The following is a 23,983-nucleotide window of genomic DNA, read 5'->3' as shown; positions in this document are numbered from 1 at the left end:
GGTCCGAAGGGCGCCAAGTTCGTCGGCCACCGCCGCGTCGACCAGTATTGCGAAGGCGGTTCGGGCGACGAGGACGCGCTCGGCGGTGTGCTGTCGGCGATCAACGACTGCACCGCCGTCTTCGTCGCCAAGATCGGCGGCTGCCCGTCGCAGAACCTCAAGGACGCGGGCATCGAGCCGGTTGACCGCTTCGCCTTCGAATACATCGAGGAGTCGGCATTGACCTACTTCAAGGACTACGCCGAGCGCCTCGGCCAAGGTGCGATCAACGCCCGCGAGGGGCAGGACGCGGTGATCCGCACCGGCGCCTTCACCGCCCTGCGCGCCTGACACCCGAACACCCGATCACCCCACGGACTTACCCGGCGGCCCGCCGCAACAGCCGCCCCATCTGCAAGGAGAGTGTCATGGCTTACAAGATCAAGGCTTCCGACTGCACCGCCTGCGGCGCCTGCGAGGCCGAGTGCCCGAACAACGCCATCAGCTTCAAGAAGGGCGCCTACGCCATCAACGCGGACCTGTGCACCGAGTGCAAGGGCCAGTTCTCCAGCCCGCAGTGCGCCTCGGTCTGCCCGGCCGACTGCTGCGTCCCGGCCTGATCGCCCGAAACCCCTCTCCCGTCCCATCACGGGAGAGGGTGTCCATGGAGCGCACCGCCATGCTGGACGAGGTGGATGAAGGCTGGCTCAACCGCCGTTACTACGGCGGCGACCTGCCGCCCGAGGCGGAGCGGTTCCTGCATCTCGCCGCCGCCAGCCACGCCGACGCCGAGGCGGCGCAGCGCTACCTCGCCCGCGCCGCCGAGCTGGCGCCGGGCCACCGGCTGGTCGATCTCGGCCATTACAAGTTCCACTTCTACAAGGCGAACCTGGACACCGCCCTGCTCTACGGCGAGCGGATGCTCGGCCACGCCATGGCCGCCATCGGCCTGAACCACACCGACTGGCGCATGGTCGGCCAGGATTCTTCCAAGTCATTGGGGGTGGACTTCGCGGGTCTGGAGCCGGCCCCACGCCTGTTCCTGTTCGCCCTGACCGCGGTCGGCTACCTGCATCTGCGCCTGGGCCGTCTGGCCGAAGGGCGCGAGGCCCTGAACAAGGTCCGGGAGCTGGACCCGAAGGACCGCTTCGGAACCACCCGCCTGCTCGCCGCCGCCGATCGTTTCGAAGCCGGCCCGGAGGACGATGCATGAGCGACGACATCGACAAGGCGCTGGACTGGCTGGGCACCTCCGTCGATTGCGATGGCTGCGCCTACCGCGACCGTCTGGCCGAGGGGCGCTGCGAGCCGCTGCGCGCCTGCGTGCACGACCGCTACGCCAAGCGCATCCAGCGCTTCTTCCAATGGAACGACGATCTGGCCGGCGAGCATCTCGACCATCCCTATTTCGAGGTCCGCGCCAACGCCGCCCGCTTCGCGCCGATCTTCATCGTGCCGCGGCTGATGGACGATCCCGACGAGACGGTGCGCGCCGCCGTCGCCCGCCGCCTGCCCCGCCGCCTGCTGCTGAAGATGCGCGGCGACCCCGACCGCGAGGTGCGCATCGCCGTCGCCTCCCGGCTGGAGGACGCCGACCTCGCGCCGCTGATGCGCGACCCCGATTACTCCGTGCGCCTGCGCGTCGCCCGCCGCGTGCCCGAGGGCATGCTGCCGGCGATGATGCACGACGAGGACCCGGAAATCCGGTTGGAGGTCGCCAACCGCATCGGGCTGGAGTGGCTGATGAGCATGGCCTGGGACGACAGCGCCCGCGTGCGCATGGTCGTCGCCCGACGCCTGCCGCCGGAAAAGCTGGCCGCGCTGATCCGCGACGCGGACTGGTGCGTGCGCTTCGTCGTCGCCAGCCGCCTGCCGCCCGAAGACCTCGCCCCGCTGACCGAAGACCCGGTGGACGACGTCCGCACCGTGGCGCAGAAGCGCCGCGCCGGACTGCCCGCCACCGGCGACCTGATCCCCGACTGACCGGACCCCTACTGACCGGACCAAGGAGCACCGAATGCGCGAGCGCGCCCGCGATCCGAACGAACCGATCGAACTGGAAGACCGCCCCGCCTTCGAGGAGGGCCAGAAGGTCCGCGCGCTTCGCGACGTGCGCAACGACGGCACCTATCCCGGGCGCCCGATGGGCGACTTCCTGATCCGCACCGGGGACGTCGGCTATGTGAAGTCGATCGGAACCTACCTGCAGATGTATTACATTTACGGCATCGATTTTTACGAGAAGCGCATCATCGTCGGCATGCGCGTCAAGGAACTCGAACTGGTCGACGCCCGCTGCAACGACCCGCAATGACCGTCTTGCCCAAGGAGCACGCGATGAGCGACGCCGTCACCGAAGCGAAGAAGCCCGGCTTCATCCCGCCCCGCGAACCGCTCTACGACTGGGGTCTGGCGGTCACCGCCGCGGTGGACCTCCACAACGACGGCAGTCACCCCAACGCCGAGGACGGCGCGCTGCTGGCTCCCAAGGGCACGCCCGGCACCATCGTGCGCATCGGCCACGCCGAGGGCACGCAGATCCCCGTCTATCTGGTGGAGTTCCCGGCCGGCGTCGTCGTCGGCTGCCTGGAGGAGGAGATAACTCCCGCCGACGGCCGCCGCCGCGGTGTCCCCGGCGTGATGGACTGATGCGGTTCCGCCCACCCGTGCCACGGCTTCCGATGGACCCATGATCTATCTCGACAACAACGCGACGACCCCGCTGGCGCCCGAGGTGCGGGAGGCGATGCTGCCGCACCTGTTCGGAGAGTTCGGCAACCCCTCCAGCCCGCACACCGCCGGCATGGCGGCCAAGCGGGCGGTGGGCGAGGCGCGCTCTCAGGTGGCGGCGCTGGTCGGCGCGAAGGCGGCGGAGATCCTCTTCACCTCCAGCGCGACGGAGGCCAACCACACGGCCCTGATCGGCACGCTGCGCGCCGTCGCGGCGGAGCGTCCGGAGCGCCGCCACCTCGTCACCACGGCGATCGAGCATCCCTCGACCCTGATGCTGGCGGAGGATCTGGAGCGGCAGGGCTGGCGGGTCACCGTCCTGCCGGTGGACGGCACCGGCACCATCGCGCTCGCCGACCTGCGCGACGCCGTGACACCCGAGACGGCGCTGGTCTCCGTCCTATGGGCGAACAACGAGACCGGCGCGATCCAGCCGGTCGGCGCCGCCGCCGACATCGCCCAGGCGCGCGGCGCCCTGTTCCACACCGACGCAGTGCAGGCCGCCGGGCGGCTGCCCATCAAGGTGGACGCGGTGAACGCCGACCTGCTGACCCTGTCCGCTCACAAGATGCACGGGCCGAAGGGCATCGGCGCCCTCTTCATCCGCAAGGGCGTGCCCTTCGCCCCGCTGATCCACGGCCATCAGGAGCGCCACCGCCGCGGCGGGACGGAGAATGTGCCGGCCATCGTCGGCTTCGGCGTCGCCGCCGACCGCGCCGCCGCCACGGTGGCGGAGGCCGGCGGGCTGGCGATCCTGCGCGACCGGCTGGAGCGCGGCGTGCTCGCCGCTTGGCCGGGCAGCCGGGTCAACGGCGAAGGGGCAGCCCGCTTGTCCAACACCAGCAACATCCGCTTCGCCGACCCGCAGGGCCGCCCGCTGGACGCGGAGGAGCTGCTGATGCGGCTCGACCGCGCCGGCATCGCCGTCTCCATGGGGGCGGCCTGCGCGTCCGGCGGCAACAAACCGAGCCACGTCCTGACCGCCATGGGCCTGACCCCGGCGGAGGCGGCGGCCAGCCTACGCTTCTCCCTCAGCCGCTGCACCACGGCGGAGGAGGTGGAATCGGTCCTCAACGAGTTTCCCGCGCTCTACGCGCGGATCGCGGCCTGACCAAACGACAGTTAAAAACACGACGACTGGAGAGTGACATGAAGGTGATGGTGCGCAAGGCCGGTGAGCAATACACGATCTACGTCGCCAAGAAGGACCTGGAGGAGCCCATCACCGAAATGGAGAAGCCGGGCCTGTGGGGCGGCTGGGTCAAGGTCGCCAACGGCTGGACGCTGGACCTGCCGGAGATGCCGGCGGACACCCGCCTGCCCATCACCGTCGAGGCCAAGAAGCGCGGCGCGGAGTGACCGCCATGGCCCTGTCCCCGGAACGGATCGACGCCATCGCCGCCCTGGCCGGCAAGCTCTTCGCGGACGGCACCCGCCTCGACAGCGTCGTCCGCGCCGTGCGCGAGGCGAACCCGGACCTGTCCAACGTCACCGGGGCGCACGCCGCGGTGATGGCGGAGGACGCCTTCCGGGAAGAGCCCGGCTTCAACCTCTACCTCGTCGACGGCACCAACCATTGCTGGCTCATCACCAACACGCCGGAGACGGCGACCGGCGTGGTGATCGCGCAACGGGACGAGGACGACTGAATGAGGATCGCGGAATGACGATGCCCCCGGACGACTCAGCCGAAGACGACCAGGACGGCGAACTCGGCGACTACATCCCGTTGATCGACCCGGACATTTCGGAAGCGGAGGTGGCGGTCATCAGCCGCATCCTCACCTCCGGCAGCCTCGGCGACGGGCGGATGACGGAGGGGTTCGAGAAGGCCTTCGCCGCCTGGCTCGGCCGCGCGCACGCGGTCGCGGTGTCTAGCGGTACCATCGCCACGCTGATGGTGCTCAAGGCCTACGGCATCGGGCCGGGGGACGAGGTTCTCTGCTCCCCCTTCGGCTGGCATCAGGTGCAGCACGCCATCGCGCTGGCCGGCGCGGAGCCGGTCTTCGTCGACATCGACTACTGGCAGCACACCATCAACCCGGCGAAGGCCGAGGCCAAGATCACGCCGCGGACCAAGGCCATCCTGGCCGGCAACGTCAACGGCCACCCCGCCCATTGGGACGAGCTGCGCGCGCTCGCGTCGGACAAGGGCCTGATCCTGATCGAGGATTCGACCGAGGCCATCGGCTCCTCCTACAAGGGGAAGCTGGTCGGCAGCTTTGGCGACTGCGCGGTCTTCGACTTTTCCGAACCCGGCGTGCTGGTGACCGGCGAGGGCGGTATGATCGTCACCGACGACCGCAACCTCGCCCACCAGCTCCGCTACCTGCGCCGGCGCGAGATGGAGCACCGCAACACGGTGGTCATCACCCGCACCATTCCCTTCCAGGCGGGCATGAGCAACCTGACCGCCGCGCTGGGCCTCGTCCAGTTGAAGCGCCTGCCGGAAATCCTGGCGAAGCGCCGGGAGGTGGTCGCCCACTACGAGGCGGCTATGGCCTCCTTCGAGGGCATCAAGCCGCCCTACAAGGGGCCGGGCGCCGACGACGTGCACCCGATGGTCTACGCCGTCCACCTCGGCACCCGCTTCACCGCCTCGGGGCGCAAGGCGGTGCTGGAGGACTTGGCGACGCACGACGTCGAGGCGTCGGACTACGGGCAGGCGCTCTACACCCAACAATATTACCAAGAGCGCGGCGCCAGCCGGGCCGACTGCCCGGTCTGCCAGAAGACGGTCGACCGCGTGCTGGCCCTGCCGCTGCACCACAAGGTCACCGCCGACGAGGTGCAGTTCATCGTGGACACGCTGAAGGACGCCACCGTCAACACGGGAGCGGGCGCGGCGATCTATTTGTAAGCAATTTTCCTTCCCCTGCGCCATTCCCCTCCCCTGCGCAGCTCTCGCGCAAACCTTCGGTTTGCGCTGACGCGACAGGCGGACCAAAGGTCCGCCGAGAGCGGGGGAGGGTCAGGGAGGGGGCAAAAGCCAGCCGAACGGGGTTAGCATGACCGACACCGCCGTCATCGACAGCACGGACACCGACACCATCATCGCGGACATCGCCGCGGCGCTGAAAGCGCGGGGCGTGGTGCCCTATCTCGGGCCGGGCGCCTTCGCGCTGCTGCCGGAGGTCGACTGCCCGATCCCGCGCACCTCGCTGGAACTGGCGCAGCGGCTGAACGCCAGGGTCGCCGCACCGGGCCGCATCCGCAGCCAGCTGACCGCCGTCGCCCAGTTCATCGAATCGCGCCGCCACCGCAAGACGCTGGACGGCATCCTGAACGAGATCTTCAAGCGCGAGGTTCCGGCAACGCCGGTTCACGCGTGGCTGGCCACCCTGCCCGCCCCGCCGATGATCGTCGATGTCTGGTACGACAACACGCTGGAAAGCCTGCTGACCGCCGCTCCGGGCCGGAGCTGGGGCCAGATCCAGGGCCTGTCCCACCCGCAGGGCGTCGGCGAATGGGTGAAATACTACGCGCCGGGCGGCGCGGAGGTTAAAGCCGGCGCGGCGTCGGGCTGGGAGACCCTGCTCTACAAGCCGTCGGGCAGCGCCACCCCGGCGGGGAACTACCTGATTTCCGACAGCGACTTCGTCGAGATCCTGACGGAGATCGACATCCAGACGCCGATTCCCGCCGTCGTTCAGGAGCGCCGGGCGGGTCGGAGCTTCCTCTACCTCGGCTGCCGCTTCGACCAGGAAATCCAGCGCACCTTCGCCCGCCAGATCGCCAAGCGCTCGTCCGACCGGCATTGGGCGGTGATCGAGGGCGAACTGTCGAAGAACGAGGCGCGCTTCCTGGAGCTGCAGAACATCACCCGCCTCGACCTGCCCCTGGACGAGGCGGTCCGCCGGATCGGCGAGGCGATGGCGGCGTAAAAACCCCTCTCCCCTCTGGGGAGAGGGTGGCCCGAAGGGCCGGGTGAGGGGGTTGCGCGTGGCGCCACGTCCGGCACAAGCGCAACCCCCTCACCCTAACCCTCTCCCCGGAGGGGAGAGGGGACATAAAGAGGGAACGCAGCGTTCCTTACGCCGCGACCGGGGTCGCCAGGGCGTCGATTTCCTGCTGGGCGGCGGCCAGCGCCTTGGCGCGGGCGTCCGGACCCATGCCGACGCCCTCGGCGCGGATCACCGTCACGTCGGTGACGCCCAGGAAGCCCAGAACCGTGCGCAGGAAGGCCTCCTGGTGGTCCAGCGCGCTCATCGCCGCGTTGGTCGAATAGACACCGCCGCGCGTCGAGGCGATGTAGACCTTCTTGCCGCCGGCCAGACCGACTGGGCCGGTCTCGGTGTAGCGGAAGGTGCGGCCCGCCTGGGCGATGCGGTCGATCCAGGCCTTGAGCTGGGTCGGGACCGTGAAGTTGTACATCGGGGCGCCGATCACCACGACGTCGGCGGCCAGGAACTCGTCGACCAGCGCGTCGGTCAGGGCCAGTTCCTCCTGCTGGCGGGCGGTCAGTCCCTCCAGGTTGCGGAACTTCACGACCTGCATCAGCTCGCCGGTCAGGTGGTCCGGCGGGGCGACGGTGAGGTCGCGGGCGGACACCTCGGCGTCCGGAGCCGCCTGGCGCAGCGCCGCGACGATGGAGCCGGTGAGCTGGCGCGAAACGGAGGCGTCGCCCAGCGGGCTGGAATCGATACGAAGGATCTTCATGGTCACGTCTTCCTGTCCGGGAAGCGGGGCGCCGGTCCGGCACCGTCACCGCTTCGGTTTGTCTCGGAGGTGACCATAAGCCCGCTTACGCCAATCGATTGAGCCCCGATTTCGCCAATCTTCGTTGCACAGATCAGAACAATCCCCGGTCAGCGCACCCGATTGCCGCCCTTGAACACGACCATCTCGCCGCCCTTCATGACGGTCCAATCCTCGTCGCGGGTCAACGGGCGGGTGGCGACCACCGTCACCACGTCGTTGGGCGTCGTCTCCTTGGCGAAATCGACGCTCATGTCCTCGTCGATCAGCGTCGCCGGGCCGAAGGGGGCCTTGCGGGTCAGCCAGGCGAGGTTGGTCGCGCAGTGGCACCACAGATACCGCCCGTCGCTGAGCAGCATGTTGAAGACGCCCAGCCCGCCGAGGTCGGTGGCGAGGTCGCGGATCAGCCGCATCAGCGCGCCGCTGCTCTTGGGCGGTTCCGGATACTGCATGCGGATCTGGTCGAGCAGCCAGCAGAAGGCGTGCTCGCTGTCCGTCGTCCCGACCGGCTCGTAGAAGGTCAGCGTCCGGTCCTTGATGCCCTTGAGCTGGCCGTTGTGGGCGAAGGTCCAGACGCGGCCCCACAGCTCCCGCGTGAAGGGGTGGGTGTTTTCCAGCGACACCCGGCCGCGGTTGGCGCGGCGGATGTGGGAGATCACCACGCAGGACTTGATCGAATAGCTGCTGACCAGCCGCGCGATCTCCGACTCGCAGCTCGGCGCCGGGTCATGGAAGGCGCGGCAGCCCTTCCCCTCGTAGAAGGCAATCCCCCAGCCGTCACGGTGCGGACCGGTCTGCCCGCCGCGGCGCATCAGGCCGCGAAAGCTGAAGCAGATGTCCGTGGGCACGTTGGCGCTCATGCCCAGGAGTTCGCACATGGATCGGCCCCCATCGCTGAAATGTCGGGTTTCAAACAGGACGGGGGCAAACCTACGACAGTCCGGGTTGTCCCGTCACCCCTTTGCGGGTGGTGGGCAGGGCGGCATCCCGGCGCGGGCGCAGCCTTCCAGCTTGCCCTCCGGCGCCCCGACGGCCAGCCCGATCCAGGCGTCCACCCGCTCCGCCTCGAAGCCGCAGTCGCGGCGGTCGCCCACCTGCATCAGCGGGCGACGGATCAGCAGCGGCGTCGTCAGCATCAGCGCCAGGGCGGCGGCCTCGTCGAGCGCGTCCGGATCGACCTCGCCGCTCTTCACCGCCGGGGCGGCGCGGTTGAACCACTCGGCCACCGGGCGGTCGCCGAAGAAGGGGCGCAGGCGGTCCGCCGTCCAGGGCTCGGACAGCAGGTCGCGGGCATGGACGGTGTGCCCGGCCTCCGCCAGCACCGCCTTCTGGCGGTTGTTGCCGGCGCAGCCGGGCTTTTCGAAGAAGATCACGTCGGCCATGGTCGAAATCACCCCTGCTTGAGCGCCGGGGAGCGGGCGAGCAGCCCGTCCACCTGGGCGCAGATTTCGTTGTAGACGTCGCGGTCGAGCTTGCGCAGCCAACGCGGCGGGATGGTTTCCACCCCGTAGGTGGCGCCGGCCAGCATGCCGGCGATGGCGCCGGTGGTGTCGGCGTCGCCGCCCTGGTTGACGGTCTCGACGACGCAGGATTCCACGGAATCGGTCTGGAAATAATAGTGCATGACCGTCTGCATCGTATCGACGATGTAGGCGGTGGCGAGGCCCCGGTAGGGCTGGAACTTGAATTGCCGGTGCTTCGCGATGAGCTTGTTCGATTCGTCGCGCACGTCGCGCACGCTGCCGCCCAGCACCAGACGGCGGACCATATGGCCGAGCGTCAGGGTCGCCGCGTCGGACATCGCGTTGCAGTGGGTGATGTGCGCCTGCTCCACCGTCCAGCGCTCGAAGGCGTCGTCGTCGCCCAGCGTCGCCAGGGCAACCGGCAGGTTGCGCATCGCCGCCCCGTTGCCGGCGTGATACTCGCTCTCCGGCTCCGACAGGGTGCCGTGCATGATGAAGCGGCGGATGCCGCGCCGTGTCGTGTCCCCGACATCGACGGGAACGCCCTTCAGCCAGACGGCGAACTCCTCCGCGGCGCGGCGGGCGTCCCACTCCGGGGCGGCCAGGATGGCACGGCCGAGATGGATCGACATCTCGGTGTCGTCGGTCACCTGCCCGGCGGGCAGCTTCAGCCAGCCGCCACCCTTGATGTGCTTGTGCACGCCGTATTGGTGAGCGATCTCGCCCTTTGTCAGAAACTCGACGGTGGCGCCCAGAGCATCGCCGCAGGCCAGCCCGAGATAGGCGCCCAGCGCGCGTGAGCGGATGGAATGGTCAGTCATGGGCCGGATCTGTCCCGTGATCGGTTGTCAGAGAAGCGACACCCCCACCCTGTAGTCCCCGCCGACGACCAGATATTCACCCTCTCCCTTGAATGGGTAGCGGGGCAGGATGTCGCGGAAGAAGACCACCTTGGTGAGCGGCACCCAGGTTTCGAGGATGTAGTCCCCGAACTGGCCGGCGATGTCGCGCTCGATGGAAAAGGAGCTGAGGTTGTTGAGGCGCAGGACCGCCGTGCGCTTGTCGGGGCGCGCGACGATGTGGTGCTCCTCGAAATTGTTGACGCCGCGGTAGAGCCGGATGTGGCTGGCGCGGGACGGCATCGGCGCGTCCGGCCAGCCGCGGCGCATCCACCACTGGCAATATTCGTACAGCAGGTCGAGCTGCAGGTTGATGTTGTTGTTGTGGAAGCGGGTGGCAACCTTCTCCTCGCCGTAGGTCCGCCACGCGTCGGAAGCGAACCGCAGGATCGGCTCCTTGTGATAGGTGGGCAGCAAGCCGAAGCGACTCTCCACCCAGCCCTTCAGAACCGCACCCTCGGCGTTGTTGCTGTCGAACAGCCATCCCTTCAGCAGGCGCAGGTAGCTGGCGCGGTAGCGCCGCCGCCCGTCCGCGCCCTCGGCCCCGGAAAAGTCCGGGTTCAGCCCGAAGGTGAAGGCCATGTAGTGCTGGAAGACATCGGCGGCGATCAAACTGTTCGGGCTCTCGTCGAGCGCCTCGAACAGCACGGCGTGTTCACTGCGCGTGCCGCCGATGCGCAGGCGCCGCGGCTCGTCGTTGAAGGATTCCGCACACAGCGCTTCCGCCGTCACGTTCAGCAGGTTGGTGCGATGCGCCTTCAACGCCAGCGGCGAATCCGGATCGATCAGCCGCCCCCGCGCATCCCGCAACCCACCGCTCGCCGAACCGTCCGCCATCGCACTCTCAAATCCACAATTAATTCATGGATACCGCGAAGCGGCGCTTCCGCCAAGGGTCCGCGTCACCGCAGGGCGACGTCGCGCAGTCCACGATACATTTCGAATTCAAAAACAATTCGATTAAACAGCCGAAACAACTTTTGGCTTACTCCAAATATCTTAAAAATATCCGTTTGAACGGATGATGAGACGACACCATAGTTCTTCGATTGGGATTCAGTGCATCGCAAGACGAGGCAAGGCCATGTGGCCGATGAAGCGAAAGGAACAGGAGACGCGCAACCGGGCGGCACAGCCCCCGCGCGTTCTTCTTCCTTCCGCCGTCTCGGAAAAGATGCCGATGCGTTCGGGACGGGCGCCGGTTCCGCTGCGTGGCTCCAAGGAAGCCCGCGACGCCGTGACGCTCGCCCGGCTGCTGCGCGGCACCATCACCCCGCTGCGCGGCGATGAGGTGCTGGCCCTGCTGGAGCCCCATCGCCCACGTCTGGTGCCCAAGCCGGTCAACCCGTTGGCCGCCATGCTCGGCCAGCCGCAGGGCCGCCTGCTGGAGGCGCTGCTGCGCCCCACCGCGCCGATCATCCTGGATGTTCTGCTGCCCCGCCTGCGCGACCATCTGATCGACCGCATCGTGCACAACAAGGGCACCGCCGAGGATGGGCTGCCCGGCGCGCTGGAGGTGGCCACCGCCCTGCGCGCCCTGGTCGCCCTGCTGCGCGGCGCCGGGCGCGGCGCCGTGCTGTCGGTGGTGTCGGCCATCGAGGCGGACGCCCGCGCCGACGCCGATCGTCTGGTCCGCGGCGAAGCGCCCGTCGCAACCGCGGAAGACGATCCGGCGGGCGCCACCGCCGGCGCCATGGACAGCCTCGCCCACGCCCTGCTGCGCTTCGAGGCGCGGCGGCTGGTGCTGGAGACGCTGGGCGCCACCGTCGCCCTGCGCGACGTCGTCTATCAGTCGCGCCGCTTGACCCGCCACGCCCTGCGCCGGGCCGCGGAGGCCATGGACGGCTTCGGCGCCGACCGCGGTATCAAGGCGCTGCACGCCAGCCTCGCCACGCTGGCCTCGGTGGACGGGCTGCTCGTCGTCGCGATGCGGAACCTCGACGACCAGGAGGAGCACCGCGAGGAGGCCAACGCCTTCGTCGAGCCCGCCGACCGCAAGGCGATGAACGACTGCCTGTCGGCGGCGTGGCGGCTTTCCGACACGCTGTTCGATCTTGTCGGAAAGGCCGCCAACGGCGGCGACCTCGACGAGCTGCTGTTCGAGGCGCTGCTGCGCCAACTCCGCTCCCTGCACCAGTTCTGCACCGACCTCGACCATGCCGGGCGCCCGGCGGTGCTCGACACGCTGGAGCGCCGTCTGGCCGAACGCAGCCGCGCGCTGGCCGGCATCGCCGGGGAGCGTCTCGTCGGCATCCTGCTGGCCCGCCCCGCCGACCCGGCCAAGGCGCGCCGCCTGCTCGCCCGTGGCCAGTCGCTAGCCCAGCTTCTCTATGACATGGGCCAGGACGGCGACGAGCTGGAGGCGCTGGCCCTGCGCCTCGTCGTCGCCCGCGACGCGCTGAACCACGCCGCCGCCTGACGGCGCCGAGCGCCATTCCTCCATCCCTTCCGTTTCATTGCGAGAGACCCGACAAAATGTCGGGCTTTGTCGGGTATGTCACAGGCCCGACAAAGCGGACCGCGCTTGTCCGCAATCTATTTTATTATTTAAAATCAATAACTTAAAAATTTCCCGCGAACTGGCACGGGGGATGCAGAGAAGGGGTCGAAGCGGCCGCTGGGCAGGCCGCCCCGGAATTGAAGACACCCTGTAGACCCAAGCAAAGGAGTAACCTCCCATGTCTTTGCGCCAGATTGCGTTCTACGGTAAGGGCGGTATCGGCAAGTCCACCACCTCCCAGAACACCCTGGCCGCGCTGGTCGAGCTGGATCAGAAGATCCTGATCGTCGGCTGCGATCCGAAGGCCGACTCGACCCGCCTGATCCTGCACGCCAAGGCGCAGGACACCGTGCTGCACCTCGCCGCCGAAGCCGGCTCGGTCGAGGATCTGGAACTCGAGGACGTTCTCAAGATCGGCTACAAGGGCATCAAGTGCGTCGAGTCCGGCGGTCCGGAGCCGGGGGTCGGCTGCGCCGGCCGCGGCGTGATCACCTCGATCAACTTCCTGGAAGAGAACGGCGCCTACGACGACGTGGACTACGTCTCCTACGACGTGCTGGGCGACGTGGTGTGCGGCGGTTTCGCCATGCCCATCCGCGAGAACAAGGCCCAGGAAATCTACATCGTCATGTCCGGTGAGATGATGGCGCTCTACGCCGCCAACAACATCGCCAAGGGCATCCTGAAGTACGCCCACAGCGGCGGCGTGCGCCTCGGCGGCCTGATCTGCAACGAGCGCCAGACCGACAAGGAAATCGACCTCGCCTCGGCCCTGGCCGCCCGCCTCGGCACCCAGCTCATCCACTTCGTGCCGCGCGACAACATCGTGCAGCACGCCGAGCTGCGCCGCATGACCGTGATCGAGTACGCGCCGGACAGCCAGCAGGCCCAGGAATACCGCCAGCTCGCCAACAAGGTCCACGCGAACAAGGGCAAGGGCACCATCCCGACCCCGATCACGATGGAAGAGCTGGAAGAGATGCTGATGGACTTCGGCATCATGAAGTCGGAGGAGCAGCAGCTCGCCGAGCTCCAGGCCAAGGAAGCCGCCAAGGCCTGACACCTGGGTCCCTGACGGGGCACAGGTCTGAACTGGCCCCCTCCCCAGCCCACCCCGCCTTTGTGCGCGGGGTGGGAGAGAGGGGGCTCGGTCCCGCGCTGAAGTGGCGCGGACAATGAGAGCATGCAGGAGACTGGCACCATGAGCCTGTCCGTGAACGAAGGCGTCGACGTCAAGGGTCTCGTCGACAAGGTTCTCGAAGCGTATCCCGAGAAGTCGCGCAAGCGCCGCGCCAAGCACCTGAACGTGCTGGAGGCCGAGGCCAAGGACTGCGGCGTCAAGTCGAACATCAAGTCGATCCCCGGTGTGATGACCATCCGTGGTTGCGCCTACGCCGGTTCCAAGGGCGTGGTGTGGGGTCCGATCAAGGACATGATCCACATCTCCCACGGCCCGGTCGGCTGCGGCTACTACTCCTGGTCCGGCCGCCGCAACTACTATGTCGGCGACACCGGCGTGGACAGCTGGGGCACGATGCACTTCACCTCCGACTTCCAGGAGAAGGACATCGTCTTCGGCGGCGACAAGAAGCTGCACAAGGTGATCGAGGAGATCAACGAGCTGTTCCCGCTCGTCAACGGCATCTCCATCCAGTCCGAGTGCCCGATCGGCCTGATCGGCGACGACATCGAGGCGGTCGCCCGCGCCAAGTCCGAGGAGCTGGGCAAGCCGGTCGTTCCGGTCCGTTGCGAAGGCTTCCGCGGCGTCTCCCAGTCGCTGGGCCACCACATCGCCAACGACGTCATCCGCGACTGGATCTTCGAGAAGACCGAGCCGAAGGAAGGCTTCGTCTCCACCCCGTACGACGTCACCATCATCGGTGACTACAACATCGGTGGCGACGCCTGGGCCAGCCGCATCCTGCTGGAGGAGATCGGCCTGCGCGTGATCGCCCAGTGGTCGGGCGACGGCACGCTCGCCGAGCTGGAGAACACGCCGAAGGCGAAGGTGAACCTCATCCACTGCTACCGCTCGATGAACTACATCGCGCGCCACATGGAAGAGAAGTTCGGTATTCCGTGGATGGAGTACAACTTCTTCGGCCCGTCGCAGATCGCCGAGTCCCTGCGCAAGATCGCCGCTCTCTTCGATGACACCATCAAGGAGAACGCGGAGAAGGTCATCGCCAAGTACCAGCCGATGGTCGACGCCGTCATCGCCAAGTTCAAGCCGCGGCTCGAAGGCAAGAAGGTGATGATCTACGTCGGTGGCCTGCGTCCGCGCCACGTGGTCGACGCCTACCATGACCTGGGCATGGAGATCGTCGGCACGGGCTACGAATTCGCCCACAACGACGACTATCAGCGTACCCAGCACTACGTGAAGGAAGGCACGCTGATCTACGACGACGTCACCGCCTTCGAACTGGAGAAGTTCGTCGAGGTGATGCGTCCGGACCTCGTCGCCTCGGGCATCAAGGAAAAGTACGTCTTCCAGAAGATGGGCCTGCCCTTCCGCCAGATGCACTCCTGGGATTACTCGGGTCCGTATCACGGTTACGACGGCTTCGCGATCTTCGCCCGCGACATGGATCTGGCCATCAACAACCCCGTCTGGGGCATCATGAAGGCTCCGTTCTAAAGCGGCCTCTGGAAGATAGGAGTAATGAGCATGTCCCACCCCGTTTCCCAGAGCGCCGACAAGGTCATCGACCACTTCACGCTCTTCCGTCAGCCCGAATACAAGGAGCTGCTCGAGCGCAAGAAGACGGAGTTCGAGTACGGCCACTCCGACGAAGAGGTCGCCCGGGTTTCCGCGTGGACCAAGACGGAAGAGTACAAGGAAAAGAACTTCGCCCGTGAGGCGGTCGTCATCAACCCGACGAAGGCCTGCCAGCCGATCGGCGCGATGTTTGCGGCCCAGGGCTTCGAGGGCACCCTGCCCTTCGTCCATGGTTCGCAGGGCTGCGTCGCCTACTACCGCACGCACCTCACCCGCCACTTCAAGGAGCCGAACTCCGCGGTCTCCTCGTCGATGACGGAAGACGCGGCGGTGTTCGGCGGCCTGAACAACATGATCGACGGCCTGGCCAACGCCTACGCGCTGTACAAGCCGAAGATGATCGCCGTGCTGACCACCTGCATGGCCGAGGTCATCGGCGACGACCTCTCGGGCTTCATCAACAACGCGAAGAACAAGGAAAGCGTCCCGGCGGATTTCCCGGTTCCCTTCGCCCACACCCCGGCCTTCGTCGGCAGCCACATCGTCGGCTACGACAACATGATCAAGGGCGTTCTGACCCACTTCTGGGGCACGTCGGAGAACTTCGACACCCCGAAGAACGAGACGATCAACCTGATCCCGGGCTTCGACGGTTTCGCGGTCGGCAACAACCGCGAGCTGAAGCGCATCGCCGGCCTGTTCGGCATCGACCTGACGATCCTGTCGGACGTGTCGGACAACTTCGACACCCCGGCCGACGGCGAGTACCGCATGTATGACGGCGGCACCACGCTGGAGGCCACGAAGGAGGCCGTGCACGCCAAGGCCACCATCTCCATGCAGGAATACTGCACCCCGCAGTCCCTGCAGTTCATCAGGGAGAAGGGCCAGCAGGTCGCCAAGTACAACTACCCGATGGGCGTCACCGGCACCGACGAGCTTCTGCTGAAGCTGGCCGAGCTGTCCGGCAAGCCGGTCCCGGCGGAGCTGAAGCTGGAGCGCGGCCGTCTGGTCGACGCCATCGCCGACAGCCACACCCACCTGCACGGCAAGCGCTTCGCCGTGTACGGCGACCCGGACTTCTGCCTGGGCATGTCGAAGTTCCTGATGGAGTTGGGCGCCGAGCCGGTGCACATCCTGTCCACCTCCGGCTCGAAGAAGTGGGAGAAGCAGGTTCAGAAGGTGCTCGACGGCTCGCCGTTCGGCAAGTCCGGCAAGGCCTACGGCGGCAAGGACCTCTGGCACCTGCGCTCGCTGCTGTTCACCGACAAGGTCGACTACATCATCGGCAACAGCTACGGCAAGTATCTGGAGCGCGATACCAAGATCCCGCTCATCCGCCTGACCTACCCGATCTTCGACCGCCACCACCATCACCGTTACCCGACCTGGGGTTACCAGGGCGCTCTGAACGTGCTGGTGCGCATCCTGGATCGGATCTTCGAGGACATGGACGCCAACACGAACATCGTCGGCGAGACCGACTACTCGTTCGATCTGGTGCGCTGACCTCCCCCGGCCGGCGCGGGGTCTCCATCCCCCCGCCCGGCCGCTTCCCCGGAGAGCCGGAGCCCACCGCAAGGTGGGCTCCGGCTTTTCCTTTTGCCGGCCAGTCGCCTCGCCTATAAACAAGGATAAAAATTGTCTGTGTTTTTCAGCTTGCGCCGGATAACGCGGACTGATACGGACTGCGTTGTCGAGACCGTTGGACGGGCCACGCCATGGCACACCTCACCGCAAGCGTCGAAAACGGCATCCACTGCCTGCTCTGGCTGGCCGCCGCCGGCGACACGCCGTTGAGCAGCCGGGATCTGGCGGAGTTGCAGGGCATCTCCCCTCTTTCGTCGCCAAGATCTTTCCGAAGCTGGAGAAGGCGGGGATCATCACGGCCAGCGAAGGGGTGCGCGGCGGTTACCGCCGCCCCCGCCTTTACGAGGCGGTGCTGGAAGGCATGGCGCCGGACCTCGCCACGCTGTTCGAAGCGGTGGGCGTCCGCCACGTCCTCGGCGTCGTGACAACGATCCACGCCGACCGCAGCGCGGTGGACGTCACCGGCACCGACGGCGCCCGGTTCAACCCTGCCCTACGACCGTTTCGTCCTGGCCGCCGGCAGTCGCTTGTTCACCCCGCCCATTTCCGGTCTCGCCGAGCACGCCTTCAACGTCGACCAGTTGGACAGCGCGCACGCCCTCGACGCCCACCTGAAGGCTTTGGTCACCCAGACGGAAACGGCGGCGCGCAACACCGTCGTGGTGGCTGGCGGGCGCCTGCGCCAACACTCTGGCGGCGCAGATCAGCGGCGACCATGACCGGTTCGGACGCGTCCCGGCCGATCCGTTCCTGCGGGCGGTCGGCAGCGACGGAATCTTCGTCACCGGGGACGTGGCGCGGGCGGCCACCGACGATCTCGGCAACGTCGCCGCGATGTCCTGCCAGCACGCCCTCAGCTTGGGCTGCGTCGCCGGCCACAACGCCGCGGCGGAGCTGGTCGGCCTGCCACCCACCCCTATAGCCAGCCCAAATACGTGACCTGCCTCGATCTCGGCCCGTGGGGAGCGCTCTTCACCGAGGGCTGGGACCGGCAGGTCCGGCTGACCCGCGAGGAGGGCAAGGCGGTGAAGCGCGAGATCAACACCAAGTGGATCTACCCGCCCCAGCCGGACCGCGACGCCGTGTTCGCCATCGCCAACCCCGAATATGTGATCGTTCCCTGACGATGGTTCTGCGGAACCGCGTCCCTTGCCACCGCAGGGACGCGGTTCCGTACAGGTGTTACTTCCGGTGGAACGTCCTGACCGCTTCAGCCCACACCTTTTGCAGATGCACCAGACTCACAGCTTTCCATGGAAAGAGTTCAATGAGAAACGGCCTCAGTCGCTCTTATGAATCCCCTCTTCGATGCCTGTTGGTTGAACAGCACAGGCATGCAGATCTCTGAGCCGTGAGTCGTTACCACCGGAAGAATGACCACAACATCAATAAAAAATTGCGTCCGATTAACTATCGACAAAACGGCATATCTTTATGAATACAATCATCGCCGAAACGGCACGGCACTCCGCGACACCGCATGAACATCAATTAATTGTTTTTATATAAATTGCCGATAACCTCAAATCATCATTCCCTTCTTGCGCCATAAGGACAATCAACATGACCTTTAAAACCTTTCTAAGGTTGGCAGACACGGAAGCGACGGAAATAACCAGCGCATTAGACAAATCTAATGGCATAATTACCTTTGACACATCTGGCAACATATTGTCGGCAAATGATCAATTTCTCCGATGTATGGGCTACAGCTTTGAGGAAATCAAAGGGAAACATCACCGGATATTCGTCGACCTGAAACTCCACGACAGCCTGGATTACCGGGATTTCTGGGAGCGTCTGCGCCGGGGCGAGTTCCAATCCTCTCTGTACAAGCGCATCGGCAAGGGCGGGCGTGAGGTTTGGATCGAAGCGTCCTACAACCCGATCAAGAACCGCCAGGGCGTCACTCACAAGGTGGTCAAGGTCTGCACCGACGTCACCGAACGCCATCTGGAACACATCGATCTGCGCGGCAAGGCGGAGGCCATCTCCAAGTCCCAGGCGGTGATCGAATTCACCCCCGACGGCAAGGTCATCACCGCCAACGAGAACTTCCTGTCCCTGCTCGGCTACACGCTGCCCGAGATCGAAGGGCGCCCCCACAGCACCTTCGTCGACCCGGCGGAGCACGGAAGCGCGGACTACCGGGCCTTCTGGGAGAGCCTCCGGCAAGGCCGTTTCCAGGCCGCCCAGTACAAGCGGATCGGCAAGGGCGGCCGCGTGGTATGGATTCAGGCTTCCTACAACCCGGTGTTCGACACCAGCAACCGGCTGTCCAAGATCGTCAAGTTCGCCACCGACATCACCCGCCAGGTGGAACTGCTGGATCAGTTGAAGGCGCTGATCGACAACAACTTCACCGAGATCGATGCCGCGCTCTCCGCCGCCGGCCGGCAGGCCGAGGACGCCGCTCAGCGGTCGGGTGCGACCCAAGGCACGGTCCAGACCGTCGCCGCCAGCGCCGAGGAACTCGCCGCGTCGGCCCGGGAGATCGCCGACAGCATGATCCGCTCCCGTCAGGCGGCGAACACCGCGATGGACGAGACGGGGAACGCCGACCGGGCGGCGGCGCGCCTGACGGAGGTCGCCAAGGCGATGGGCGGCATCGTTGATCTGATCAGCTCGATCGCCAGCCAGATCAACCTGCTGGCGCTCAACGCCACCATCGAGGCGGCACGGGCCGGCGAGGCCGGGCGCGGCTTCGCGGTCGTCGCCAACGAGGTCAAGAATCTCGCCAACCAGTCGGCCAACGCGACCGCCCAGATCTCCAAGGAGATCGAAGGCATGCAGGCCGTCTCGTCCGACGTGGTCGCGTCGCTGGGCAACATCCGTCAGGCCACCAGCAACCTGATGGAGTTCGTCACCGTCTCCGCCGGGGCGGTGGAGGAGCAGAGCGCGGTGACCGGCGACATGTCCACCAACATGCAGAACGCGTCGGCCTCGGTCAGCGCCGTCGACCACAACATCGGCGCGATCAACTCCGCGATCACCCAGATCGCCTCGGCGGTCTCGGAAACCAAGGAAGCCGCCAAGGTTCTGGCCCGTTGAGGGCGCGCGCCTTACGCGGCCTGCCATCGCCCTACGCTGTGCGATACCCGACAAAGTCCGCGATTGTCGGGTATCGCACACGAGGCCATTCACAATAACTTATTGAATATAAATAATTCACCGTCTGGCACACCTCCTGCATATGACTGATCCACAGGCGCCGATGTCGGCCAATGGCGGGAGAAGGTCATGCTCCAGGAAAAGCTCCAGGACGTCTTCAACGAGCCGGGTTGCTCCACCAACCAAGCCAAGTCGGAGAAGGAGCGGAAGAAGGGTTGCTCCAAGGCTCTGAAGCCGGGGGCCGCCGCCGGGGGCTGCGCCTATGACGGCGCGATGATCGCGCTCCAGCCGATCGCCGACGCCGCCCACCTCGTGCACGGGCCAATCGCCTGCCTCGGCAATTCCTGGGACAACCGCGGCACCAAATCGTCGGGCTCGCAGCTCTACCGCACCGGCTTCACCACGGACATGTCGGAACTCGACATCATCCACGGCGGCGAGAAGAAGCTCTACAAGGCGATCAAGGAGATCGTGCAGCAGTACGATCCGCCGGCGGTGTTCGTCTACCAGACCTGCGTCCCCGCCATGATCGGCGACGACATCGAGGCGGTCTGCAAATTCGCCGCGAAGAAGCTGGGCAAGCCGGTGATCCCGGTGATGGCGCCGGGCTTCGTCGGGTCGAAGAACCTGGGCAACAAGCTGGCCGGCGAGACGCTGCTCGACCACGTCATCGGCACGGTGGAGCCGGAGGTGACGACCCCGACCGACATCTGCATCGTCGGCGAATACAATCTGGCCGGCGAGCTGTGGCTGGTGAAGCCGCTGCTCGACGAGATCGGCATCCGCATCCTGTCCTGCATCTCCGGCGACGGGCGCTACAACGAGGTGGCGCAGGCCCACCGGGCGCGGCTGACCATGGTGGTCTGCTCCCAGGCTCTGGTGAATGTCGGGCGCAAGATGCAGGAGCGCTGGGGCATCCCCTATTTCGAAGGCTCCTTCTATGGCGTGTCGGACATGTCGGACACGCTGCGCACCATGGCCCGCATGCTGGTGGAGCGCGGTGCCGACAAGGCCATCATCGACCGCACCGAAGGCGTCATCGCCCGCGAGGAAAGCCGCGTCTGGCGGCGCCTGGAGCCTTACCGGCCGCGCTTCGACGGCAAGCGCGTCCTGCTGTTCACCGGCGGCGTGAAGAGCTGGTCGATGGTCACCGCGCTGGAAGGCGCCGGGCTGACCATCGTCGGCACCTCCACGAAGAAGTCCACCAAGGAGGACAAGGAGCGCATCAAGAAGATGAAGGGGGAAGAGTTCCACCAGTGGGACGACCTGAAGCCCCGCGACATCTACAAGATGCTGCGCGACAGCGAGGCCGACATCATGATGTCGGGCGGCCGGTCGCAGTTCATCGCGCTGAAGGCCAAGGTGCCGTGGCTCGACCTGAACCAGGAGCGCCACACCCCCTACGCGGGCTATGACGGCATCGTCAACCTGTGTGAGGAAATCGACAAGACCCTGTCCAACCCGATCTGGCGGCAGGTGCGTCTGGCCGCCCCCTGGGATGCCAAGCTGGACGCCAAACCGGACTCCAGGCCGGTGGGAGCGTAACCGCCATGGGCACCATCCAGCGCTTCCCCCACTCCGCCAAGGCGGCCTCCACCAACCCGCTGAAGATGAGCCAGCCGCTGGGTGCGGCGCTCGCCTTCCTCGGCGTGGACCGCTGCATGCCGCTGTTCCACGGCAGCCAGGGCTGCACCGCCTTCGGGCTGGTCCTGCTGGTCCGCCATTTCCGCGAGGCCATTCCGCTCCAGACCACGGCGATGGATCAGGTCTCCACCATCCTCGGCGGCTACGAGAATCTGGAGCAGGCCGTCCGCACCATCCACGAGCGCAACGCGCCCGCCCTGATCGGCGTCGCCACCACCGGCGTGACCGAGACCAAGGGCGAGGACATGGCCGGGCAGTATTCGCTGTTCCGCCAGCGCAACCCCGCGCTGGCCGGCCTGAAGCTGGTCTTCGCCAACACCCCGGACTTCTCCGGCGGCTTCGAGGACGGCTTCTCCGCCGCGGTGACCGGCATCGTCGAGGAGGTGGTCCAGCCGTCGGAAACGACCGTGAAGGGCCAGATCAACGTTCTGGCCGGCTGCCACCTGTCGCCGGGCGACGTGGAGGAGCTGCGCGACATCATCGAGAGCTTCGGCCTGTCGCCGATCTTCCTGCCCGACCTGTCGCTGTCCATGTCGGGCCGCCAGCCGGACGACTTCACGGCGACCTCGCTGGGCGGCGTGACGGTGGAGCAGATCGCGTCCATGGGCGCGTCGGAACTCACGCTGGTGGTGGGCGAGCACATGCGCGTCGCCGCCGCCGCACTGGAGCTGAAGACCGACGTGCGCAGCGTCTTCTTCGACCGGCTGACCGGGCTGGAGGCGTCGGACCGCCTCGTCCGCACCCTGTCGGAGCTGTCGGGCCGTCCGGTGCCGGCGAAGCTGCGGCGTCAGCGCGAGACGCTGGTCGACGCAATGCTGGACGGGCATTTCTTCTACAGCCGCAAGCGGATCGCCGTGGCGCTGGAGCCGGACCTGCTCTACGCCGTCACCAGCTTCCTGGCGGACATGGGGGCGGAGGTGATCGCCGCCGTCTCGCCCACCCAGACCGCCGTGCTGGAGAAGCTGAAGGCCGCGACCGTAATGGTTGGCGACCATTCCGACGTGGAGACCCTGGCCCGCGACGCCGACCTGATCGTGTCGAACTCCCACGGGCGCCAGGGGGCGGCGCGCATCGGCGTGCCGCTGCACCGCATGGGGCTCCCCATGTTCGACCGGCTGGGCGCCGGGCTGAAGATCCATGCCGGCTACCGCGGCACGCGCGAGCTTCTGTTCGAGATCGGCAACCTGTTCCTGTCCCGCGAGATGGACCACGACGAGCAAGGCCATGCTCACGGTCATCCTCATGGGGACGGGCATGAACACGGCCAGCACTGCGGGAGCGGATCATGCGGATGCAGCGCCGGCTGAGTGTGGTGGGCCAGGCCAAGGAGGGCCGGCCCCGCAAAGGAGGTTCCATGAAGGTCGCTTTCTGCACCCAGGACATGCAGCACGTCGATGCGCATTTCGGGTGGGCCAAGAACATCGTGATCTATGAGGTGGACAAGGCCGGCTACACGATGGTCGAGACCTGCCAATTCGGCGGCTCGATGTTCGAAGACGGCAACGAGGACAAGCTGATCCCGAAGCTCGACGCACTGGCCGACTGCGCCATCGTCTACCTGTCGGCCATCGGCGCCTCCGCTGCCGCCCGCGTGGTGGCGAAGAAGATCCACCCCGTGAAGGTGGAGGCTACGGACACCATAACCGCCCTGCTCGACCGTCTGGTCGAAACCATCAACGGCAACCCGCCGCCCTGGCTGCGCAAGGCCCTGAACGCCGGCCAGCCGCAGGAGCTGGCCTTCGACGAGGAGGATTGAGAGCATGACCGACACCACCGTGGCCGCCGGGAGCGATCTCGCCGAGGCCTTTCTGAAGACCCTGGTCATGCTGTTCCGCGCCGAAGACAGCTACGGCGCCTGGGAAGGCAAGAGCGACGAGACGATCCTTGCCCCCTTCATCCTCGACAAGGAGGCCCGCGCCGCCATCCCGATCATGGGCGATCCGGACCCCGACACGCTGTGGCGGCTGGAGCTGTTCTACAAGGCCGTCGGCATCACGGTCGAGAAGCAGACCGGCCACATCGCCTCCCCCATCATGAAGATGAGCCACGAGGGCTTCGGCCGCATGGTGCTGACCACGGGCCGGCTGGTCGTGGTGTCCAAGCACCTGCGCGACGTCCACCGCTTCGGCTTCCCGTCGCTGGAGAAGCTGGCCGCCGACGGCGCCAAGATCGTCGAGGAGGCCGTGGCGCTGATCCGCAAATATCCCGACGTCGCCGATCTGTGAGGATTCCGCCATGTCCGACATCGACGCCCTGAAGGACGAGGTCAAGAAGCTGAACGCCCGCGCGACCCAGAAGAAGATGGACCTGCACGACCTGTCGGAGGAGCTGCCGCAAAACTGGCAATCCATCCTCCAGGTCGCCCAGGAAACCTACGACGCCTACAAGACCCTGACCGAGAAGCGCGCCGAGTTGAAGGCGCTGGAGAAGGCGTCCGTCTGAGCGGCCTGACTGGTAAGCCGTGCCCCACCCTACCCCTCCCCCGCTCTCGGCGGACCGAAGGTCCGCCTGTCGCGTCAGCGCAAACCTATGGTTTGCGCGAGAGCTGCGCAGGGGAGGGAACTGCCGCCGCTTCGCAGAAGGCACCCTCCCCCGCCCAGCTGTCTCTTATACACATCTGACGCTGCCGACGATTATACGCGAGTGT

Annotated in this window: 28 protein-coding genes; 23 read left to right on the top strand and 5 right to left on the bottom strand. The window is 66.6% G+C overall.

All coding sequences use genetic code 11. The annotated features are described in order from the left end of the window. From Q4I23_RS15170 to Q4I23_RS15120, 11 genes are all read left to right on the top strand, one after another. Positions 1–330: NifB/NifX family molybdenum-iron cluster-binding protein (locus Q4I23_RS15170; protein WP_498526746.1), on the top strand; the 330-nt coding region annotated here is incomplete at its 5' end. Positions 331–407: 77 nt separating this feature from the next. Beyond that, positions 408–599, top strand: a complete 192-nt coding sequence (locus Q4I23_RS15165; protein WP_014239802.1) for a 4Fe-4S binding protein — start codon at positions 408–410, stop codon at positions 597–599. 44 nt (positions 600–643) lie between these two features. Further along, positions 644–1,192, top strand: a complete 549-nt coding sequence (locus Q4I23_RS15160; RefSeq protein WP_498526745.1) for a hypothetical protein — start codon at positions 644–646, stop codon at positions 1,190–1,192. Then, complete coding sequence (locus Q4I23_RS15155; protein ID WP_498526744.1) at positions 1,189–1,962, top strand: 4Fe4S-binding leucine-rich repeat protein; 774 nt, start codon at positions 1,189–1,191, stop codon at positions 1,960–1,962. The genes Q4I23_RS15160 and Q4I23_RS15155 overlap by 4 nt, the downstream gene beginning before the upstream one ends. Positions 1,963–1,996: 34 nt before the next feature. After that, entirely contained in the window at positions 1,997–2,293 is a 297-nt protein-coding gene (locus Q4I23_RS15150) for a nitrogen fixation protein NifZ (RefSeq protein WP_498526743.1), read from the top strand. Positions 2,294–2,316: 23 nt separating this feature from the next. Further along, positions 2,317–2,628, top strand: coding sequence for a nitrogen fixation protein NifZ (locus tag Q4I23_RS15145; protein WP_051657911.1), 312 nt, complete (start codon positions 2,317–2,319; stop codon positions 2,626–2,628). 40 nt (positions 2,629–2,668) lie between these two features. Next, the gene (locus tag Q4I23_RS15140; protein WP_498526742.1) at positions 2,669–3,820 is read left to right on the top strand and encodes a cysteine desulfurase family protein; all 1,152 of its coding nucleotides are present in this window, start codon (positions 2,669–2,671) and stop codon (positions 3,818–3,820) included. A 38-nt stretch (positions 3,821–3,858) separates the two neighbouring features. Then, complete coding sequence (nifT, locus tag Q4I23_RS15135) at positions 3,859–4,068, top strand: putative nitrogen fixation protein NifT (protein ID WP_035672252.1); 210 nt, start codon at positions 3,859–3,861, stop codon at positions 4,066–4,068. A 5-nt stretch (positions 4,069–4,073) separates the two neighbouring features. Beyond that, positions 4,074–4,358 carry a DUF6129 family protein gene (locus tag Q4I23_RS15130; protein WP_498526741.1) on the top strand — a complete coding sequence of 95 codons (285 nt, stop codon included), beginning with the start codon at positions 4,074–4,076 and terminating at the stop codon, positions 4,356–4,358. 14 nt (positions 4,359–4,372) lie between these two features. Further along, the gene (locus tag Q4I23_RS15125; RefSeq protein WP_498526740.1) at positions 4,373–5,569 is read left to right on the top strand and encodes a DegT/DnrJ/EryC1/StrS family aminotransferase; all 1,197 of its coding nucleotides are present in this window, start codon (positions 4,373–4,375) and stop codon (positions 5,567–5,569) included. A 148-nt stretch (positions 5,570–5,717) separates the two neighbouring features. Further along, positions 5,718–6,593, top strand: coding sequence for an SIR2 family protein (locus Q4I23_RS15120; RefSeq protein ID WP_498526739.1), 876 nt, complete (start codon positions 5,718–5,720; stop codon positions 6,591–6,593). A gap of 148 nt (positions 6,594–6,741) precedes the next feature. Here the strand turns inward: Q4I23_RS15120 and Q4I23_RS15115 are convergent, their stop codons facing one another. The 5 genes from Q4I23_RS15115 to Q4I23_RS15095 all read right to left on the bottom strand — a co-directional run bounded on the left by Q4I23_RS15115 (position 6,742) and on the right by Q4I23_RS15095 (position 10,606). Beyond that, positions 6,742–7,368, bottom strand: a complete 627-nt coding sequence (locus tag Q4I23_RS15115; protein ID WP_498526738.1) for an FMN-dependent NADH-azoreductase — start codon at positions 7,366–7,368, stop codon at positions 6,742–6,744. Between the two features lie 149 nt (positions 7,369–7,517). Beyond that, positions 7,518–8,285, bottom strand: a complete 768-nt coding sequence (locus Q4I23_RS15110; protein WP_149166711.1) for a class II glutamine amidotransferase — start codon at positions 8,283–8,285, stop codon at positions 7,518–7,520. A gap of 75 nt (positions 8,286–8,360) precedes the next feature. Further along, positions 8,361–8,789: an ArsC/Spx/MgsR family protein gene (locus Q4I23_RS15105; RefSeq protein ID WP_498526737.1), complete on the bottom strand. Its 429-nt coding sequence runs from the start codon at positions 8,787–8,789 to the stop codon at positions 8,361–8,363. Positions 8,790–8,797: 8 nt separating this feature from the next. Next, the gene (draG, locus tag Q4I23_RS15100; protein ID WP_038528969.1) at positions 8,798–9,691 is read right to left on the bottom strand and encodes an ADP-ribosyl-[dinitrogen reductase] hydrolase; all 894 of its coding nucleotides are present in this window, start codon (positions 9,689–9,691) and stop codon (positions 8,798–8,800) included. A gap of 27 nt (positions 9,692–9,718) precedes the next feature. After that, positions 9,719–10,606 carry an NAD(+)--dinitrogen-reductase ADP-D-ribosyltransferase gene (locus tag Q4I23_RS15095; RefSeq protein WP_498526736.1) on the bottom strand — a complete coding sequence of 296 codons (888 nt, stop codon included), beginning with the start codon at positions 10,604–10,606 and terminating at the stop codon, positions 9,719–9,721. Between the two features lie 343 nt (positions 10,607–10,949). Between Q4I23_RS15095 and Q4I23_RS15090 the strand changes: the two genes are divergently transcribed. The 12 genes from Q4I23_RS15090 (at position 10,950) to Q4I23_RS15035 (ending at position 23,778) form a co-directional block, all read left to right on the top strand. Continuing rightward, entirely contained in the window at positions 10,950–12,188 is a 1,239-nt protein-coding gene (locus Q4I23_RS15090; RefSeq protein ID WP_498526735.1) for a hypothetical protein, read from the top strand. Positions 12,189–12,447: 259 nt separating this feature from the next. Continuing rightward, positions 12,448–13,329: a nitrogenase iron protein gene (nifH, locus tag Q4I23_RS15085; RefSeq protein WP_014239786.1), complete on the top strand. Its 882-nt coding sequence runs from the start codon at positions 12,448–12,450 to the stop codon at positions 13,327–13,329. 141 nt (positions 13,330–13,470) lie between these two features. Beyond that, complete coding sequence (nifD, locus tag Q4I23_RS15080; RefSeq protein WP_014239785.1) at positions 13,471–14,910, top strand: nitrogenase molybdenum-iron protein alpha chain; 1,440 nt, start codon at positions 13,471–13,473, stop codon at positions 14,908–14,910. 30 nt (positions 14,911–14,940) lie between these two features. Continuing rightward, the gene (nifK, locus tag Q4I23_RS15075) at positions 14,941–16,500 is read left to right on the top strand and encodes a nitrogenase molybdenum-iron protein subunit beta (protein WP_498526734.1); all 1,560 of its coding nucleotides are present in this window, start codon (positions 14,941–14,943) and stop codon (positions 16,498–16,500) included. Between the two features lie 608 nt (positions 16,501–17,108). Further along, positions 17,109–17,300 (top strand): hypothetical protein, encoded by a 192-nt coding sequence (locus Q4I23_RS15070; RefSeq protein ID WP_498526733.1) that lies wholly within the window; start codon positions 17,109–17,111, stop codon positions 17,298–17,300. Positions 17,301–17,516: 216 nt separating this feature from the next. Continuing rightward, a complete protein-coding gene (locus Q4I23_RS15065) occupies positions 17,517–17,705 on the top strand; it encodes a hypothetical protein (protein WP_454019032.1) in 189 nt (62 codons plus the stop codon). A gap of 439 nt (positions 17,706–18,144) precedes the next feature. Further along, positions 18,145–19,632 (top strand): methyl-accepting chemotaxis protein, encoded by a 1,488-nt coding sequence (locus Q4I23_RS15060; protein ID WP_498526732.1) that lies wholly within the window; start codon positions 18,145–18,147, stop codon positions 19,630–19,632. A 189-nt stretch (positions 19,633–19,821) separates the two neighbouring features. Further along, on the top strand, positions 19,822–21,237 hold the full coding sequence (gene nifE, locus Q4I23_RS15055; RefSeq protein ID WP_498526731.1) for a nitrogenase iron-molybdenum cofactor biosynthesis protein NifE: 1,416 nt from the start codon (positions 19,822–19,824) through the stop codon (positions 21,235–21,237). Positions 21,238–21,242: 5 nt separating this feature from the next. Continuing rightward, entirely contained in the window at positions 21,243–22,643 is a 1,401-nt protein-coding gene (gene nifN / locus Q4I23_RS15050; protein WP_498526730.1) for a nitrogenase iron-molybdenum cofactor biosynthesis protein NifN, read from the top strand. A 47-nt stretch (positions 22,644–22,690) separates the two neighbouring features. Beyond that, positions 22,691–23,092, top strand: a complete 402-nt coding sequence (gene nifX / locus Q4I23_RS15045; protein WP_454019028.1) for a nitrogen fixation protein NifX — start codon at positions 22,691–22,693, stop codon at positions 23,090–23,092. 4 nt (positions 23,093–23,096) lie between these two features. Further along, positions 23,097–23,561 (top strand): NifX-associated nitrogen fixation protein, encoded by a 465-nt coding sequence (locus tag Q4I23_RS15040; protein ID WP_114860858.1) that lies wholly within the window; start codon positions 23,097–23,099, stop codon positions 23,559–23,561. 10 nt (positions 23,562–23,571) lie between these two features. Further along, a complete protein-coding gene (locus Q4I23_RS15035) occupies positions 23,572–23,778 on the top strand; it encodes a CCE_0567 family metalloprotein (protein ID WP_454019027.1) in 207 nt (68 codons plus the stop codon). The last annotated feature ends 205 nt before the right edge of the window (positions 23,779–23,983 follow it).

Source organism: Azospirillum sp. UFLA03-27, from assembly GCF_059803775.1.
Note: the sequence above shows the minus strand (reverse complement) of the source record. Positions and strands in the feature narration are given on the sequence as shown.